Source organism: Oscillatoria sp. FACHB-1406 (assembly GCF_014698145.1).
Classification (GTDB): domain Bacteria; phylum Cyanobacteriota; class Cyanobacteriia; order Cyanobacteriales; family Spirulinaceae; genus FACHB-1406.
The window spans coordinates 176,202-193,723 of sequence record NZ_JACJSM010000004.1; the positions used below are offsets into that span (position 1 = coordinate 176,202).

At 49.7% G+C, this 17,522-nt stretch carries 16 protein-coding genes; 7 read left to right on the forward strand and 9 right to left on the reverse strand.

Annotated elements, in window-relative coordinates:
• Window positions 1-129: 129 nt before the first annotated feature.
• Genes H6G50_RS06535 through H6G50_RS06545 form a run of 3 tightly spaced genes read left to right on the forward strand, consistent with a single transcriptional unit; the run spans window position 130 to window position 2,750 of the window.
• Window positions 130-2,319 (forward strand): nitrate reductase, encoded by a 2,190-nt coding sequence (locus H6G50_RS06535; protein WP_190714452.1) that lies wholly within the window; start codon window positions 130-132, stop codon window positions 2,317-2,319.
• Window positions 2,320-2,329: 10 nt separating this feature from the next.
• The gene (locus H6G50_RS06540) at window positions 2,330-2,632 is read left to right on the forward strand and encodes a hypothetical protein (protein ID WP_190714454.1); all 303 of its coding nucleotides are present in this window, start codon (window positions 2,330-2,332) and stop codon (window positions 2,630-2,632) included.
• The gene (locus H6G50_RS06545; RefSeq protein WP_190714456.1) at window positions 2,610-2,750 is read left to right on the forward strand and encodes a ribbon-helix-helix domain-containing protein; all 141 of its coding nucleotides are present in this window, start codon (window positions 2,610-2,612) and stop codon (window positions 2,748-2,750) included. The genes H6G50_RS06540 and H6G50_RS06545 overlap by 23 nt, the downstream gene beginning before the upstream one ends.
• A 76-nt stretch (window positions 2,751-2,826) precedes the next feature.
• On the opposite strand, the gene recA is transcribed toward H6G50_RS06545, so the two are convergent.
• Together recA and H6G50_RS06555 are read right to left on the reverse strand one after the other, a co-directional pair.
• Complete coding sequence (recA, locus tag H6G50_RS06550) at window positions 2,827-3,891, reverse strand: recombinase RecA (RefSeq protein ID WP_190714457.1); 1,065 nt, start codon at window positions 3,889-3,891, stop codon at window positions 2,827-2,829.
• Window positions 3,892-4,135: 244 nt separating this feature from the next.
• Window positions 4,136-4,882 carry a tetratricopeptide repeat protein gene (locus H6G50_RS06555; RefSeq protein WP_242032741.1) on the reverse strand — a complete coding sequence of 249 codons (747 nt, stop codon included), beginning with the start codon at window positions 4,880-4,882 and terminating at the stop codon, window positions 4,136-4,138.
• A gap of 632 nt (window positions 4,883-5,514) precedes the next feature.
• Between H6G50_RS06555 and H6G50_RS06560 the strand changes: the two genes are divergently transcribed.
• The 3 genes from H6G50_RS06560 to pgsA all read left to right on the forward strand — a co-directional run bounded on the left by H6G50_RS06560 (window position 5,515) and on the right by pgsA (window position 8,278).
• Complete coding sequence (locus H6G50_RS06560) at window positions 5,515-6,465, forward strand: metal-dependent phosphohydrolase (RefSeq protein WP_190714462.1); 951 nt, start codon at window positions 5,515-5,517, stop codon at window positions 6,463-6,465.
• Window positions 6,466-6,969: 504 nt separating this feature from the next.
• Entirely contained in the window at window positions 6,970-7,653 is a 684-nt protein-coding gene (locus H6G50_RS06565) for a sugar transferase (protein WP_190714463.1), read from the forward strand.
• 73 nt (window positions 7,654-7,726) lie between these two features.
• Entirely contained in the window at window positions 7,727-8,278 is a 552-nt protein-coding gene (gene pgsA / locus H6G50_RS06570; protein ID WP_190714465.1) for a CDP-diacylglycerol--glycerol-3-phosphate 3-phosphatidyltransferase, read from the forward strand.
• Here the strand turns inward: pgsA and H6G50_RS06575 are convergent.
• The 4 genes from H6G50_RS06575 to H6G50_RS06590 all read right to left on the reverse strand — a co-directional run bounded on the left by H6G50_RS06575 (window position 8,249) and on the right by H6G50_RS06590 (window position 12,912).
• Window positions 8,249-8,800, reverse strand: a complete 552-nt coding sequence (locus H6G50_RS06575) for a hypothetical protein (RefSeq protein WP_190714468.1) — start codon at window positions 8,798-8,800, stop codon at window positions 8,249-8,251. The two genes, pgsA and H6G50_RS06575, sit on opposite strands and share 30 nt — an antisense overlap.
• A gap of 150 nt (window positions 8,801-8,950) precedes the next feature.
• Window positions 8,951-9,157, reverse strand: a complete 207-nt coding sequence (locus H6G50_RS06580) for a hypothetical protein (protein ID WP_190714469.1) — start codon at window positions 9,155-9,157, stop codon at window positions 8,951-8,953.
• A 37-nt stretch (window positions 9,158-9,194) separates the two neighbouring features.
• Window positions 9,195-12,059 carry a transporter substrate-binding protein gene (locus H6G50_RS06585; protein ID WP_190714471.1) on the reverse strand — a complete coding sequence of 955 codons (2,865 nt, stop codon included), beginning with the start codon at window positions 12,057-12,059 and terminating at the stop codon, window positions 9,195-9,197.
• Between the two features lie 307 nt (window positions 12,060-12,366).
• Window positions 12,367-12,912 (reverse strand): response regulator, encoded by a 546-nt coding sequence (locus H6G50_RS06590; protein ID WP_190714474.1) that lies wholly within the window; start codon window positions 12,910-12,912, stop codon window positions 12,367-12,369.
• A gap of 600 nt (window positions 12,913-13,512) precedes the next feature.
• Here H6G50_RS06590 and H6G50_RS24055 point away from each other — a divergent pair.
• Window positions 13,513-13,896 carry an RNase H family protein gene (locus H6G50_RS24055; RefSeq protein WP_242032734.1) on the forward strand — a complete coding sequence of 128 codons (384 nt, stop codon included), beginning with the start codon at window positions 13,513-13,515 and terminating at the stop codon, window positions 13,894-13,896.
• A gap of 61 nt (window positions 13,897-13,957) precedes the next feature.
• On the opposite strand, the gene H6G50_RS06600 is transcribed toward H6G50_RS24055, so the two are convergent.
• The 3 genes from H6G50_RS06600 to H6G50_RS06610 all read right to left on the reverse strand — a co-directional run bounded on the left by H6G50_RS06600 (window position 13,958) and on the right by H6G50_RS06610 (window position 17,493).
• Window positions 13,958-15,964: a protein kinase gene (locus H6G50_RS06600; RefSeq protein WP_190714476.1), complete on the reverse strand. Its 2,007-nt coding sequence runs from the start codon at window positions 15,962-15,964 to the stop codon at window positions 13,958-13,960.
• Between the two features lie 113 nt (window positions 15,965-16,077).
• Window positions 16,078-16,653: a 3'-5' exonuclease gene (locus tag H6G50_RS06605; protein WP_190714478.1), complete on the reverse strand. Its 576-nt coding sequence runs from the start codon at window positions 16,651-16,653 to the stop codon at window positions 16,078-16,080.
• Between the two features lie 18 nt (window positions 16,654-16,671).
• Window positions 16,672-17,493 carry a class I SAM-dependent methyltransferase gene (locus H6G50_RS06610; protein ID WP_190714480.1) on the reverse strand — a complete coding sequence of 274 codons (822 nt, stop codon included), beginning with the start codon at window positions 17,491-17,493 and terminating at the stop codon, window positions 16,672-16,674.
• Window positions 17,494-17,522: the final 29 nt, after the last annotated feature.

The following is a 17,522-nucleotide window of genomic DNA, read 5'->3' on the forward strand; positions in this document are numbered from 1 at the left end:
GGAATTTTGTGGCGATAGCCAATAATGGCGATCTCATCTTCAAAATTCCGCTGTTTTTTATTCTCATTTTTCTCTAACTCCAATCAATTTCTAAAAACTTCCTTTCAAAATAATTTAGGGTGATTCAGCATGGACGAAAAGAAAGCAGACCCAACCGTTAAAACACTTTGCCCGTATTGTGGGGTTGGCTGCGGGCTAGAAGTCTCACCGCCAAAAGCGCTTAAGGAAAATGCCGCCGCCTGGAAAGTCAGGGGCAATCGCGCTCATCCCTCCAGTCAGGGTATGGTTTGCGTTAAAGGAGCTACTGTTGTCGAATCGATACAACGCGATCGCCTGCTCTATCCTATGTTTCGGGAAACCCTCGAGCAATCCTTTCGCCGCATTTCCTGGGATGAAGCCTTCGATCGCATCGTTACTCGCATTCAAACCCTCCTCGCTACCGATGGTCCCAATTCCATTTGTATGTATGGTTCCGGGCAGTTCGTCACCGAAGATTATTACACCGCCCAAAAATTAATTAAGGGTTGCCTCGGTACGAATAACTTCGATGCCAACTCCCGCCTATGTATGTCTTCTGCTGTCTCCGGTTACAAACAAAGTTTCGGTTCCGACGGCCCGCCCTGCTGTTACGATGACCTCGAATTGACCGACTGCGCCTTTATTGTCGGCAGCAATACCGCTGAATGTCATCCCATTATTTTCAATCGCCTTCGTAAATATCACAAAGCCAATCCAAACGTTCGTTTAATCGTTGTCGATCCGCGCGCGACACCTACCGCTGAAGTCGCCGATCTTCACCTCCCCATTCAACCGGGAACCGATATCGATCTGTTTAACGGTATCGCCTACTTACTTCTAGAATGGGGCGCGATCGATGAGAAATTCATCGGGGAACGCACCGCGAATTTTGATGCTTTTGCAGAAACCGTTCGCTACTATACCCCCGAAAAAGTTGCCCAACGCTGCGGTATTACTGAAGAACAATTACAGCAAGCGGCTACCTATTGGGCAGAATCCCAGCGCGTTCTTTCCCTTTGGTCGATGGGACTCAATCAATCTTCGGAAGGAACCGCAAAAATCAGAACCTTAATTAACTTGCATCTCCTCACCGGACAACTCGGAAAACTGGGCGCGGGGCCGTTTTCTCTGACCGGACAGCCGAACGCGATGGGCGGGCGAGAAGCGGGCGGTTTGTCCCATTTGCTTCCCGGCTACCGCAGCGTCACCGAAGCGCGCGATCGCGCCGAAATCGAGCAATTCTGGGGCTTTCCCGCCGGTCAAATTTCCCCTCAGCGGGGACGCAATACCTGGGAAATCATTACGGGCTTAGAAAGCGGCGAGGTAAAATTACTCTGGATTGCAGCCACGAATCCCGCAGTTAGTCTGCCCGACCTAGTACGCACAAAACGCGCGTTAAGTCAATCTCCTTTCACAATTTATCAAGAAGCTTACTATCCGACCGAAACGACGGCCTACGCGCATTTATTGCTTCCCGCTACGCAATGGAGCGAAAAAACCGGCGTAATGACGAATAGCGAGCGCCGCGTTACCCTTTGTCCCGCCTTCCACAAACCGCCGGGAGAAGCGCGGGAGGATTGGTCGATTTTCGCTGAAGTCGGGCGACGCTTGGGATATGAGGAGCAATTTCCCTTCCAAACGTCCGCCGATGTTTACCGCGAGTTTGCCCGAACGACGCAAGGTCGAGTTTGCGATATTAGCGGCTTGAGTCATGAGATTTTACAGCAACAAGGGCCGCAGCAATGGCCATTTCCGGAGCCAAAGACCGAAAATCTCGATTCATCGGTTTCTAAGCGACTCTACACGAATCTTCACTTCCCGACTCCCGACGGACGCGCGCGCTTTGCCGCCTTGCACTCGCGAGGACTCGCAGAACCACCCGATCCCGATTACCCTTTTGTTTTAACAACCGGACGATTGTACGGCCATTGGCACACGCAAACGCGCACGGGACGCATCGATAAGATTAATCAGATGCACCCGGAACCGTTCATCGAAATTCACCCTCGGGATGCCCAGAAATTGGGGATTGAAGAGGGAGAACGGGTGGAGGTGCGATCGCGTCGGGGAAAATGCCAGTTTAAAGCCAGAGTGACTCAAGCGATCGCGCCGGGAACGCTTTTTATCCCCATGCACTGGGGCGCACTCTGGGCGGAAGAGGCGGAAGCCAATGCCCTCACCCACCCGGAATCCTGCCCCGACTCCCACCAACCCGAGCTTAAAGCTTGTGCGGTACAACTCATCGCCGTTGGTGCGTCCGATGAGTTATCCGCTCGCGAGACGGTCTCGATTCAAAATTAAAAATGCAACATTGACATACTCCCCGGCAAATATCTTGCACGGCTTGAGAACCGACTGTTTGCCAGAACACTTTTCGCCTTCTCAGTTTGGCGATATGAGCCTGAAGTTTGGCGCAGTTCAAATGCTTCCCCCACATACGGTAGTACCGTTTGTGAAGTGCAATGCAATGGTTATAAATCACCCCGGCAGCGTTGATGCTGCGTTTGAGGTGTTTATTCCGCTTACTTTGGTAGAGTTTGAACTTCAGTGTCTTCATGCTAGCATTGTATATCATCTCGATATACTGTGCCATGAAAAAGAGTGTATTTTTTAGACTGACTAGCGAAGAGCTTGAGAGATTAGAAACCTACTGCAAGGCGACAGGAAGATCGAAGTCAGACGTTCTAAGGGAACTTGTTAGAAATCTTAAGATCGAGAGAAAGCCGTCCTAGAAGGACGTAGCTCTAGACCCATTCCTTCGGTAAACTAAAAAGCGGGCAAGATGCCCGCTCTGTCCTAAACTGTCTTTTATTCTTCTTCTAAATCTGCCTCGTCGTCATCTTCTAAAACAGGCCCGCCCGCGATCGCCGGATTGCCAGCAATTTTATCGCGAACCTGTCGTTCGATCTCGGCGGCAACTTCCGGCCGTTCTTCGAGATACTTCACCGCATTATCGCGACCTTGGGCAATATTCTCGTTGTTATAGCTGTACCAGGCCCCCTTGCGGTTAACCACGCCGCTCGATTCCGCTAAATCGAGCATACAGCCAATTTGAGAAATTCCCTGTCCGAAAATAATATCAAACTCCGCAATCCGGAAAGGCGGAGCAACCTTATTTTTCGCAACTTTAACCTTAGCCCGAATTCCATACTCCCCTTCCGTTCCTTTTTTCAAAGTTTGAATGCGGCGAATATCGAGGCGCACCGAAGCATAAAACTTCAGTGCCGTTCCTCCGGTCGTCACTTCCGGACTGCCATAAGTTACGCCGATCTTTTGCCGCAACTGGTTGAGGAAAATAACCGTAGACTCTGACTTGCCGATATTACCGGCAATTTTTCGCAGCGCTTTACTCATCAAGCGCGCTTGCAAGCCGACTTGAGTATCCCCCATCTCCCCTTCAATTTCCGCACGCGGCACCAAAGCAGCTACCGAGTCCACCACGACGATTTCTACGGCAGCCGAACGGACTAATTGATCGACGATTTCTAGGGCAGCTTCGCCGTGGTCGGGTTGGGCGACGAGGAGGTTATCGATATCTACCCCTAATGCAGCCGCATAGGTGGGGTCGAGCGCGTGTTCGGCATCCACAAAGGCTGCTACGCCTCCGTTTTTCTGGACTTCGGCGAGGGCGTGGAGGGCGAGGGTAGTTTTCCCGGAACTTTCCGGACCGTAGATTTCAATGACGCGACCTCGGGGCAGACCGCCTCCCAAGGCTAAGTCTAAGGTAAGCGCGCCGCTCGATATGGTCTCGACTCGCATCCGCGTGGCATCACCGAGGCGCATAATCGCGCCTTTGCCAAAGTTGCGCTCGATTTGACTGAGAACTAACTTGAGTGCTTTTTCTTTATCGGGATTTTTAGCGATTGTAGCCATTCGTGCCTCAGAACTTGCCAATTATTTAGATGTGCGCTCTCGCCAAAAAAGCGTCGCGCTCCATTCAGGGCGATTTGCCTCTCCGTTGAGATTGAATACTGCTGTTTTGTTCTTGTTTTACCTTACCGAAGTCGGTTTTAAATTAGTACATCAGTACGACTTAATTGTAACTTGTTTTGCCTGCTTTTGGCTTCAGTGTACAAAATTGTTTGCAATCGACTCTCGGCGTTCCGACAAGAGCGTTTTACTCGATATTCAAGAATTTTTGGAGGGCAGCAACCATTGCTGGCGGCCAGCGGCGGACATTTTGAACCCAGTCTAAGTCTTGGTAGCGCTTATCGATACCGATCGCGGCAACCCAATTACTCTCGGCTTCTCCTTGTTGCTTCTGTTCCCACAACGCCGCCGCGAGTGCAGCGCGCGCGTCGGGAAACATCGGGTACTTGCGAACGAGGTTGCGCATCGCCGCGAGCGCTTCGGGGGTACTCCCGGTTTGATAGAGGGCTAAGGCATAGTTAACGCGGGCAAAAGCAAAATTTCGGTCGAGATCGGCAGCTTTGCGGTAATCGGCGATCGCATCTTGCCACTGTCCCCGTCCGGCTTCGGCGTTGCCGCGATTGTTGTAGGCGGCGGCATCGTTGGGATTGAGGTCTAAGACTTTATTGTAGTCCGCGATCGCGTCTTCGTAGCGGCTCTGCCCTTCGTAAGCCGTACCGCGATTGAGATAGGGATCTGGAGCATAAGGGGCTAGTTCGATGGCGCGATTAAAATCCGCGATCGCTTCCTCCAAATGATTCTGTGAGACGCGAACGCTGCCCCGATTGCTCCAAACTGCCGGATTGTCGGGAAATTGCTCGATTAACTGCGTCCAGTCTCGTTCTGCCGCCTGTAAATCCCCCTGCTGCGAAGCCTGAATCGCTTTTTGCGCCAAAGCCTCCCCGGCTTGTAATTGTTGCTCGGTGTAGGTTGGAGCAGCCAGCGCCGATCCCATCCCGCAAAATAGCAGTAGCGCGCACAGCACGCCCAAACTCCAACGTTTCATAAATTCGCTTGCAAATTCTTTCACCCAACATTATCCCATCTAGTCTAACGCTGCTGGCTTGCCCGGGCTTTAACCCCCGCTTAAATCCATCGATCCCCGAGTTTACGCGCAGTCACTCATGAAAAACTCATGAAATCAACAAAGATTGTGATGGAGATCGCATCGAAACGCCAGTGGATTCTGTTAGTTTAAAGAGCAGGAATCACAGGGCTGCTTCTACAAACGCCGCACCAACTGTCTGATTCCAGCCTAGGATGCTTTCACAGACAGGAGAAAAATGAAATTTAAGAAAGTTAAGCTCGTGCAAGAGTTTTATACACTTTGTTGCCCTGGGGGGTCACACACCTCTTCATAAAACTTTTCACAGTAGCTACAGTAATCATTATCATAAGTAAAATTCTTCACCCTCGCGGTGAAGGAGAAGGAAGCTCCTTTAAAGTTGGCACGTTCAACGAGTGAGGGATTTGCTTCTATTAGCCTTTAATATAGCCCGCCCGCACCATCGCCAGAGAGTTAACTAGCTCTTTCTAAAGCGCGATGGTCTCTAGATTTTAAATTTTAGATCGATAGCGAGAATCGCCATGTCGAGTTTTTTAGAACTGACGGTCGATAGCTTTGTCGAACGTATCGAGGAATGTTATCGCAGCCTCTATAGCAACCTTAAACCTCATTACCTGAAGGTTTTAAGGGAGGCAGCGCAACGCTCTATGGCAGTCCTCGGACAGTGCGATGCAGCGTATCACAATGCCGACCATACAATGCTCGTGACCCTCGCGGGTCAAGAAATTCTGTTGGGAAAACAAAAGTTAGAAGGGAATATTTCGGCCGAGGCGTGGCTGCATAGCATTATTTCTTGGCTATTGCACGATATCGGCTACGCGAAGGGAGCTTGTAGCCGCGATTGTCCGGAGCAAAATATTTATGCCCTCGGGCGCGGGGAAGCAGCGATCGCGCTGTCGCCAGAAGCAACAGCCGCGAGCTTAACGCCCTATCACGTCGAACGCAGCAAGCAGTTCGCGCGGGAAAACTTTAGTAACTGTTCTCCCTTAGCGATCGAAATTCTCGAACGGAATATCGAACTGACTCGGTTTCCCGTACCGAAAGGGGAACTCTACGCCGATACCCTCGGTTACGCCGGACTGACGCGCGCGGCTGACTTAATCGGGCAACTCGCCGATCCCCAGTACCTCAGCAAACTTCCCGCTCTTTATCGCGAATTTGAGGAAACCGGCGCCAACCTAGCATTAGGTTGCCGGAGTGCGGACGATTTGCACGCCTGCTACCCGAACTTTTTTTGGAAGGTCGCTTATCCCTATTTTAAAGATGCGTTGCCTTACTTGAAAGCGACGCAACTCGGGCAGCAAATCGTAGCTAACCTCTACGCTAATGTTTTCTTAGTCGAACGGGAACTCTACGTTGCCGCGAGAGAGTATTCTTGTGCGATCGCGAAAAATTACCGCGACACCGCTGCCGATACAGCAAGTTTTGCGGCTCACTTAGAAAGCCAGCGGTTAACCTTAGCGCCGGTGTAATTAAATTTTCTCGATTAAAAACAGCTTAGTTTTTGCAGCCGCCTTGTCTGTGCCAACGACGAGGCGCGTTTCTGCGCGCGAATTACCGAGTCGCTCTCAGCCAACAACCGGTGGGTGTGACGAAGCCTTACATAAAGAATTGCAAACGTAACTTCATCAAAACTTTAAAAAACCCTAGGTTTTTGTGCTGTTTGCATGAAGATAGCTAGAACGCGGCTAAACTTGTGAAATTGTTGGGTAAGGTAGAGATATCCGTAGATCTAATTATAGGTCTAACGCTTTTTCACTCATTGATGTTCCAGAAGACTGCGGAAAAAACAGAAATTTCATCTAACTCTTGAAATCTCTTAAAGATTAAGTAAAGTGACTCGAATCAGTTGGCGACCTTCAAAAAGTCTTGAGTAAGATGGCTTTATAAACGTTCGCAAATAAGTTGCACTTAGCATTGCCGAACTGACTGACAACTTCACCATAATTCCTCATCTCTCTAGAAACGACAAAGCGATGATTACTACCCCACTTAACTTGCGAGCGGTTAACCTAACGGAATCTCAATACATTGAACGGGGTTTTGAAGTAGTTCACCGTTCTGTTGAATGCAAGATTAAACGAGCTATTGATATTATTGGTGCTTTAGTTGGATTGGGAATTGCGATCGCGATCGCTTTACCTATCGCCATTGCCATTCAATTCGATAACCCAGGGCCGCTTTTATACTCTCAGATGCGCTGCGGCGTAAACGGTAAACCCTTCCGCATCTGGAAGTTTCGTTCGATGATAGTCGGAGCCGAGCGCAACAAACACCTCATTAAAAACGAAGCCCAAGGTTTCATCTTCAAAAACAACAACGATCCTCGCGTCACTCGGGTCGGTCGATTTCTCCGCCGTACCAGTCTTGATGAATTCCCTCAATTTTGGAACGTATTAAAAGGGGAGATGAGTCTAGTTGGAACTCGTCCCCCCACGCCAGATGAAGTTGTAAGCTACGGATCCTACCACTGGAAAAGACTGCGAGTCAAGCCGGGACTGACCGGAGAATGGCAAACGCGAGGGCGATCGAGCGTCAAAAACTTCGACGAAATTGTCAGTATGGATTTGGACTATCAACTGTGCTGGTCGATTCTCTACGATCTCCAGCTAATTTGGAAGACAATTCATGTTGTCTTAGCCCGTCGAGGAGCGTGTTAAACGCAGGATATAGCACGATACAATTGATGGATGCCGAACCGTAACTGCCCCCATCTGCATTCATCAATTTGTAATGAATATCCCAACCCTCGTCACTGTTTCTCGCCTCCTTGCCGTACCGATTCTCCTCTGGAGCTTGTCGGAGCCAACCCCACAATCCCGCTGGATAGGGGTGGTTTTTTTTATTGTTGCAGCGGGAACGGATTGGCTGGATGGTTATTTGGCGCGAAAACTCGACCAAGTGACGGATTTGGGCAAATTTTTAGATCCGTTGGTCGATAAATTGCTGGTATTAGCACCGCTGTTGGCGTTAATCGAGCTAGGTCAAATTCCCGCCTGGGGCGTTTTTTTGATTTTGGGGCGAGAGTTAACCATCGCGGGCTGGCGAGTCAATCAAACTACAATTTCTGGGGCGAATATTTGGGGGAAATTGAAAACAGTCAGTCAAATTATTGCGATCGCGCTATTAATTGCACCGTTAGGCGCGACTTGGAAACTGCCTTCTTTAGTGGCTTTTTGGGTTTCTGTTGCTTTAACGCTAATTTCAGGTTTAATTTATTTGATACCGTCAGGCGCAACGAAAGACACTTCAACGCTAACATCCAGCATCGCCGATCGGGGATAGTTCGATAACTTCCCCCGCTCGCTCGATACGAATCGTTGCCGAGGAGATGGCGATTGACTCAATTTCTCCTTTTTCCCCTAATGCTACCGAGACTTCAACTCGTAAGGTTTTATCTTCGTTTTGAAAGGTTTGAGCGATGGTTTGTCCGTAGAACTCCTCTCCAGAAGCAGCAATTCTTTGAAACTTAACCAGTTTGCCATCAATTTTCATCCACATTTCCCCCTCGTTTAAGCCATTAAAGAAAACGAGCTTCGGAACTCTCTCGCGGGTAGGTTTCCACAAAGACATCCCGCACCCTCCGCCACCAACAGCGTTAAGTTCCTGGAAAGTAAACTCACCCACTTTGAGAGAACGAGGACTCGGCAAGTCGGGAATGGAGGTTGGCGTTGGTGCTGGACTAGAAGAGAGAGAAGTGTTCGTCACTGGCTGGGAGGAAACGCGAGCGGAAGGCGGAAGCGCAACGCAAGCGGATAGCGCACCGAAGAGAACAACGGGAGAGAGTAAAAGAATAGATTTCTTCATCGCTTGCAAATCCTCAATCGTTAGGCTTTTCAGCCCTATCCTTCTTTTAGCGGAAGGAAAGGTATTTAAGGTTTACAAGGGCGCGATCGCGATTTCCCGATAAATTTGAAAATTTACAAGTCTTTATTCTCGTCTCTCCAAGCGTTGAACTCACGGTTCTCTATGCGCTTGACCCGTTTCAGTTGGCAGCCTGCCCAGTAATAATAACCCGAAAATCGCGGGGGGAACGGTGACGAGCAGGAAAGCATTGAGGTCAGTCGGCGCGATCGCGAGATAAGAACCGCCGTATTTAATCCCTGCCGAGATAAAGGTCGAAGCTAACAGAATTTTAATAATAAAACTGATTCGATCGTTCATAAAAACTCTCGCAAATCCTAATTTTTAAGGTTGAAATTCAAATAACCGAACGATTGAGAGGAATCGCGATCGCGAACTCGGTTCCGGTTTCAGGATCGGACTGACAAGTCAATAGACCGTTATGAGTTTCCTCAACAATTTTACGTCCGATCGCCAGCCCCAAACCCGTGCCTTTCCCGATCGGTTTAGTCGTATAGAAAGGATCGAACAAATATTTTTGGCTTTCGGGGGGAATGCCCGAGCCGTTATCGCGAATGCGGACGATAGCGTAGGGGGGTTTAGCTTCTTCGCTACCTTCCTCGGACTGCGATGATGAGAATTCTGAGGAGAGGGCGCTAACTTCGGTCGAGATAGTAATTCGGGGATGATGCGAGGGATTATTCGACGATTCACCCTCTGTTTGCTCTTCTAGTGCGTCGATCGCGTTCCCTAAGATGTTCATAAAAACCTGATTGATCTGAGAAGGGTAACAATCCACTAAGGGCAGTTCGGTGTAGTTTTTAATCACTTCAATTTCGGGACGCGGCGCTTTCGCTTTTAGGCGGTTGCTGAGGATTAAAAGCGTGCTGTCGATACCATCGTGAAGATCGATCGCTTCCATGCGATCGCGATCTGTACGAGAAAAGTTACGGAGCGATAACACTAATTGTTCGATGCGCTCTGCTCCTAGGGACATCGAAGTCAGAGTTTTGGGTAAATCTTCAATTGTAAAATCGATTTCGATTTCTTCTGCGTAATCTTGAATCGCTTGCGGCGGGTTAGGAAAATGTTGTCGATAGAGTTCGAGCAGTTGAATCAAAGAATTCACGTACTCTTGAGTATATTCGAGATTGCCGCAAATGAAGTTGACGGGGTTTTTAATTTCGTGGGCAATTCCCGCCAGCGACATTCCCAAGGCCGACATTTTTTCAGTTTGAATCAGTTGTGCTTGTGTTTCTTTGAGATCTTCTAATGTGCTTTCTAGTTCTCGAGCTTTGGCGCGGGCGAGAATTGCGGCGGTTTTACTTTCTTCATAGAGTTGTGCTTGGTCGATCGCGATTGCTAATTGATCGACCACTGCTTTCAGTAATTCCCGATCTGAATCCGTCCAATTGCGAGGTTTTTGGTATTGTTCGCAGACAATCAAACCATCTTGTCCGGAGCGAGTTCGGATCGGCGCAATTAATAAGGCTTGCAAGCCAACCGCCTGCAAGCGAGCGCGCCGTTCTCCCTCCAGTTGCGGATCTCGATCGATATCGTCGATAACCATGCAACTAATTTGAAGGATGGACGATCCCAAGCCTTCTAAAGCATCGCTTATTTCTAGATTGCAGAGATAGGATGAGATCGCAGCACAGGCGGCGGGTTGAAAGCGTTGACCCTGCGCTCCAGTCAAGTACCACAAAAGACGGCAGCAGTCAAGGTCTAATAAATTAGCAATCTCTTCGACTGCAATCGTTAAAATCATCTTCAGGCTAAGCGAACTGCGAATCTTCGTTGTCAGCCGCTTTTTTAAAAGTTTTTCGCGCTCTTGGAATTCCCGATATTGTTTTTGAGTGGTTCTCAATTGTTCTTGGGCGCGACTTAAGCGTTGATTGGCGCGTAGTAACTGGAGCATCAGCAGATTGAGCGCGCCGCTTTTGGCTTCTAACTCGCAGCGATGGTGGAGTCCTTGAGATACTTCCGCCAGCAGATCGATCGACATCTGCTTTTGAGGGGAATCCCAAGTTTCCAGGCCCAGCCAAGGTTGAGGAGCGATCGGCACTTGAGAGTCCCAGACGATCTCAAATTGTCCTTGGTGCGAGACTCGTCCGATGCGGCAGGGTTTCCAGAGATGCTGATTTTTATCGATAAAAATTCTGCCGCCGGGAGCGGTAAAAGTAAGACCCCAGGCAGCTTGGCGCGCGCGATCGCTTTCAAACGAGCCTGCCGCTTCGACTGCCGCTTTCCACAAATAAACGCGCGTGTAAGCGGCTTCAATCGGATCGCTCGTCACCCGATCCGCTCCGTACATAGCTTTAAAATTGCGCACGAAGGTTTGATTTTCCGGAGTCGCCAAACTTTGGAAATAGCTCCAACTGGCGTAGTGTCCCATCGCAGCTTCTCCGATTTGGCGCAATTCTTCCTCGGCTACGCTAACGGCTAAAGTCGGTAGTTTCTCCGGATCGAGGCCTGCCTTGCGATAAGACTGGTAAAAACCGATGTTGCTATCGCCATTGAGCGTACTAAAGATTACATCGGGTTCTGCTTGCGCGATCGCCTTCAAAATCCATTCAAAATTCATCGTTCCCAAGGGAACGTAATGTTCGCCCAGACAAACTCCCCCTTTCTGCTTGAGTTCGGCGCGAATAATTTTGTGAATCGTGCGGGGAAAAACGTAGTCCGAACCCACCAGGTAAAAACGCCGTCGATTTTGCCCTAACAGCCAGCGCACTGCCGGTTCGATTTGTTGGTTGGGGCAACTCCCGGTATAAAAAACGTGAGGCGACTCCTCGAGACCTTCATACTGAAGGGGATACCAGAGCATTCCATTGTGCTCCTCGAGAACGGGAATAACCGCTTTGCGACTGGCTGAAGTCCAACAGCCAAAAAGGGCAACTGCGCCGCGATCGCGAAGTAATTGTCTAGCGGCCCGAGCGAATACCGCAGGCTCTGAAGCCCCATCCACCACCAAAGGCTCGATGGTTTTGCCGAGAATCCCTCCGGCTTGATTGATTTCCGCGATCGCCATTAACGTCGCATCTTTCAAAGACGGCTCCCCGATCGCCATCGTCCCCGTCAGAGAATGCAAGATGCCGACGGGAACTGTAGAATTTATAGCCGTGCTGTTTCTCGGAGACTTACTTCTCGCTCTAGCACCAACGCGCCTTTTTCCAGCCCGTTTTCTTTCTCCCTCGGAAATGGGATTGTTTGTTTGACTCATCCCTCAAAAGTCCCTCCCAATTCTCAAAGCACAATTCTCGATCTTAGAAGAAAATGTTCTGACAATGTGTTACTGTTCGCACGCTCTGAACTTTGGCTCCGAAAGCGCGGAAGGGTCAATTCGACTTAGAATTCAGACGGACGGTTTCTGTTTAAGTGTGAGAGTGAAAGGTTGTGGCGCGATGCCACAGGACGAAGGTTCGACTAACCGGCTGCCGATGAGGGATGCACCCGAGGAAAAAGGAAAGAGTAGCAATATTACTGAGGCTTAGAGCTTCAGTGCGCCCAACAAACCTTTTTAAATCGTTCTACTTGAGCTTTTGTTTGATAAACCCAACTAATTGTACCAACTGTTTCTTCAAGCCTTCAATTTCACCATTCATTTTGGCGACTTGTTGTTTGAGAGCCTCAACCTCCGCTTGTAGGGCAGAGCTATCGCCCGTGGGAGCCGCCGGACTCGGAACCGCCATAGCAGGACGTTCTCTCGCCTTTTTCGTCGCATCTTGAATCGCCTCGAGCAACTGCTTTTTCTCGAAAGGCTTGCCCACAAATGCGAAATATTCAAACGGTTCCGGAAGTTTCTCCGTGACTTCTTCCTTGCGTCCGGACATCATTACTAAAGGAATTGCTTGAAGTTCGGGACGCTTCTGAATTTCTTGGTAAACCTCCCAACCGCTCATCTTCGGCAGCAAAAAATCCAGCATGATCACGTTGGGATGCTCGGAACGGATTAAGCTAAGTCCTTGCGCCCCATCCTTCGCTTCAATAACGTCCACATTCGCGGGTAACATTTCTTTCACTCGCATCCTGATCACTTTGCTATCGTCGATAACCAATATCTTGTGTGCTGCCACCGCTAACTCCTTGAGGTGATGAAAAACACGAGCAACTCCGAATCCGATTGGCGTTTGCGGGATTGAGGGGGAAGGTTTAACCCGTTCGAGAGCTTCCCCTCCCGGTTATTGGGGCTGACTCGTTCAAAATTGTAACAACAGTTTTAGCTCTCTGAATCCTGTTTGCGCGACTTCATCCTCTATTTAAACCTATTGCTCGACTCAGTGTGCGGCGATCGGCAAGAAAATTCTCTGGCGAAAGGGTTGCGAGGGGGGACAGCAGCCCTTCGGCAGGCTCGGGACATCGTTTGACAATTGAGAATTAACAATTTTTAATTTTAAAAGTGAATGCTGGGAGATTAGCCGAATGATGACTTCAAAAAAAAATACTATGCGGTTTTAAAAGGGAAAACAACCGGAATCTTTACCACTTGGGCGGACTGCGAACAGCAAGTTAAAGGTTTTAGCGGTGCTGTTTATAAGTCTTTTAAGACAAGGGCAGAAGCAGAAAGCGCCTTACAATCCCCGGAGCAAGGCTTTTTACCGTCTCAGAAACCTCCCAAACCGCAACCGCAACAAATTTTAGTTCTCCCTAGTGAATGTATTGCCCGGAGTATTTGCGTGGATGCTTCCTGTCTGGGCAATCCCGGCGATGTCGAATACCGAGGAGTTGATACGCAAACGGGCGAGGAGATATTTCATCAGTCCCCCCTCCCCTATGGGACGAATAATCTCGGAGAGTTCCTGGCGATCGCGCGCGGACTGGCTTATTTGAAAGAAAGAGGGCTGGATTGGCCGATCTATTCCGATTCTCGGACGGCGATGCTTTGGGTGAAAAATCGACAAGTTCGGACAACGTTAACCCGAAGTGCCAAGAATCAAGAGATCTTTGAATTAATCGATCGCGCTTTAGACTGGCTCGAAAACAATGAATACCGCAATCGAATTCTGAAGTGGGATACAACGAACTGGGGAGAAATTCCGGCGGATTTCGGGCGCAAGTAATACCCATTAAAAATTAAAAATTAAAAATTAAAAATGAAGAAGCCTAGATAGGTTAGGGGTTTTAAGGAGCGGAATCGCGCACGGCGATCGAAATCTTGAAGTCGCGGGCGCGATCGCCGCGCACGTCGATCTGATATTGTCCGCTTTGCAAGACTTCTCCTTCCCACAACTGCACCCCGCGAGCATCCTCCACCAAGCGACTGTCTGGAAAACGAATTTCGAGGTTAACGCGCCCTTGCAGAACGGCAGCTTGTAGCACTTGTCCGGCTTTCACATCAATTAAGTAACGTTTCACCGTTTCCGGACTGGTTGCACCGCTCAGTTCTAGGGGTTCTCCCTGAAGAGCGGGCGGGTAGGTTACGGATTCGCTCTCAACGGTGGGTTCGGGGGGAGTGGGAGTTGGGGAGGGCGAGGCGCTAGGCTCTTCGACTGAGGGCGAGGGTTCGGGCGCGACGGGCGTTTCGAGGCGCAAATTCAGTTCGTACTCGGAATCGCTCTGTTTTGCGTCGGGAGCCGAAAACAGTTGGATGGTGTAATCGCCCGCTCTGGGGAGCGTTCCTTCCCAGGTCTTGACAGAAGAAGCTTCTTGTGAAATGAGCCGACCGTTAGGTTGAAAGATTTTCAATAAAACGCCTTCGCTGCGAACTCTGGCCTGCAAGCGCTGATCGGCGCTGCCGGGAATGATGTAGTTAGCGATCGCGCGGCCGCTTAAAACGTTGCGATCGACAAAACTTTCCCCCGCCAGTAAGGGAATGCGCCGCGTCGTCTCCGATACTTTCGTTGGCGATGGCGATGGCGATGGCGTAGCGTTGGGTGTGGGCGAAGGACTTTCGGCGGCTGATTCGGAAGGCACGGGCGAAGGCGCTTCGGTGGGGCGCGGTCGGGAGAGAAAGCTGGCTAACTGCCAAGCGCTAACCCCCGCAATAATCGCCACAATAATCGCCAGCAGGGTAATAACCAAAGGATTATCTAACAGCGCGTAGGCTTTTGGCTCCGGGATAGAAACTTGGCGCTGGGGGGCGGCAGGTTTTTGAGGCGGAGGCGGCGAGGAGGGGGAAGCTTTTGCAGTTTGTTGAGGTCTGCCGACAGCGACGGTGGCTAAGTTGGAAGCTGGGGGAGGCGGCGCTGCGGGTTGGGGCGGCGCTGCGGGTTGGGGCGGCGCTGCGGGTTGGGGCGGCGCTGCGGGTTGGGGTGGCGGTGCGGGTTGGGGCGAGGCTAAAGCTTGTTTGACTTCGTTTGCGGCGGTATAGCGTTCGCTCGGGCGCGGTTGCAGCATTCGCTCGAGGACGACAGTCAAGGCGGGACTTACCCTTGCAAACTGCTGCCACTGCCAAGTTTGATTTAAGGGTTCGTATAATTCTGCGGGTTCTTTCCCCGTCAGTAGTACGACGGCGGTAGCGGCGAGGGCGTATAAGTCGCTGCTGGGGTTGCTTTGTCCGGTTTGGCGCTGTTCTGGCGGTGCGTAGCCGATACGAGCGGCGACGGTGGAGAGACTTTGCCCGTCGGCAGATTGGAAGCGATGGGCTAATTCGGAGATTGCGCCAAAATGAGTGAGTACGGGTTCGCCCTCCGTATTTTTCCCCATTCCGGCTAAATTACCGCGCAACGCGATCGTTTCGGGGGTAATATTGCCGTGAACGATGTTGTGGCGGTGAAGATAGTCTAGTACGGGGAGTAGGCGTTCGAGGAGCGATCGCACTTCAGCTTCGCTGAAATTACTTCCCTCTCGTTGACGCGCTTGCAGCAACTCCCGCAGCGTTTGACCTTCGATATAAGTCAGAACCAGAAATAAACGACCGTCTTGCTCGAAAGAGGCTTGAACTCCGGCAACTTGCGGATGCTGGAGGCGATAAAGTCGGTTGGCTTCTTGCTGAAAACGTTCTCGTGACTTGGCTTTGACCTCCTCGGTCGCTGTGGGATTGAGAGGCAGTTCGGCGACGACACACAGGGCATTAAATCGTCCTTCATCGCGCGCGAGATAGGTGCGCTCCGGCGTGGTGCTATCGAGAAGGCGGATCGTCCGATATCGTTGATTTAAGAGCGTTCCTGGCTCGAGAGGAGATAACATGGGATGAATTATGAATTATGAGTTATGAATTATAAATTATGAGTGGGCAATGATGAGGGATAAATAGGAAATTACGAATTACGAATTACGAATTACGAATTACGAATTACGAATTACGAATTATATAACTTTTTAGTTCCTAAAATATAAGGCAGTAATCGAGTCATGTTGCGCGCGTCGTCGATGCCGCGATGGTGCGTTCCTTCTAAGGGAATGCCTGCTAGTTCTAAGGCTCCATTCATCCCGTAACGTTTGGGTAATTGCTGAGTTTCTGTGAATAAAACTTTGAGATTGAGATGCTCGCTGGCGAAGGGATAAGGGAGTTTGTGGAAGCGGCTATCTTGCTCGAATTGTTTGCGATCGTAATCCCCCCAAGAACAAAATAGGGCGTTAGGATAAGCTGATTTCCAAGTGTTAAAAGCGGCGATCGCGTCGGCATAACCGGGGGCGCGATCGACCTGTTCTTGCGCGATTGTCGTTAATTGTTTGCAGAACGCCGTTAAGACGGGATGGCGAACTGGTTTAACAAAGGTTTGAAAGGAATCAACACTTGACAAATTTTCCCGTTTGACCATTACTGCGCCAATTTCAATAATTTCCATTTCATGGCGCTTAATCGTTTGGAGATCGCAACAAGTCGCTTCGAGATCGACGATTAAACAATAGTCGTACCGAGTGAAATCTATCATTCATCCTTCCTCCTTAGTTTATTTTGTCCCAACTACCGCTACATTCCAACACATTCGTTTCAAACCCGGAATTTTTTTCAAAATTCGATCCAATTTCTCCAAGCGTTCGTAATTGGGTTTCAATCGCATTTGCTCGATAATAATTTTTTTCCAATATCGCTCTTCGTTTGGGTTAACTCGTTCGACGAGATAAAACTTGAGAAAAATCCACAAACTCGCGAGCCAAAATGTATCGTACCTAATTTCGGAAAACTGCGATCGCGCTTCTTGGACGATGCGAATATCAAGGGGCATTTCATCTTCGGTTCTCACCTCTGTCGCGATACGGCGGTATACATTAATGACGGGATTGTGTTTGAGCGGATCCCAAAAACAGGCTTTGCCACCCGGTTTGAGGACGCGGTGCATTTCCCGTAGCGCCATTTGAGGATCGGGAAGATGATGCAATAAATTCGCGGCATAGACAATATCGAAGGTATTATCGGGAAAGTCTAAGGCCATTGCATTGGCAGTTTTTGCTTCAATCTGTACGCCATTTTTTTCGGCTAATTGCCGAGCAACTTCTACCATACCGGGGGCATAATCCGTTGCGATGCAGTGCGCTCCTTTTAGAGCGAAATAAACGCTATTTTCGCCCGCGCCGCACCCTAAGTCGAGAAGATATTTCCCGCGAACATCGCCCAATTGTTGCAAGATAAAGCGATTTTCTGGTGCGGTGCAAGCTTCAAAGTAGTCGCGGACGCAAATGCTGTCGGCATCAATTGCGGCTGCCCACCGATTGTGAAATTCCCGTTCGTTCTCTAGCGTTTCCTGGCGTAAAAATTGGAGTGGTAAAGTCATCACAGTTATCAGTTATCAGTTATTAATTG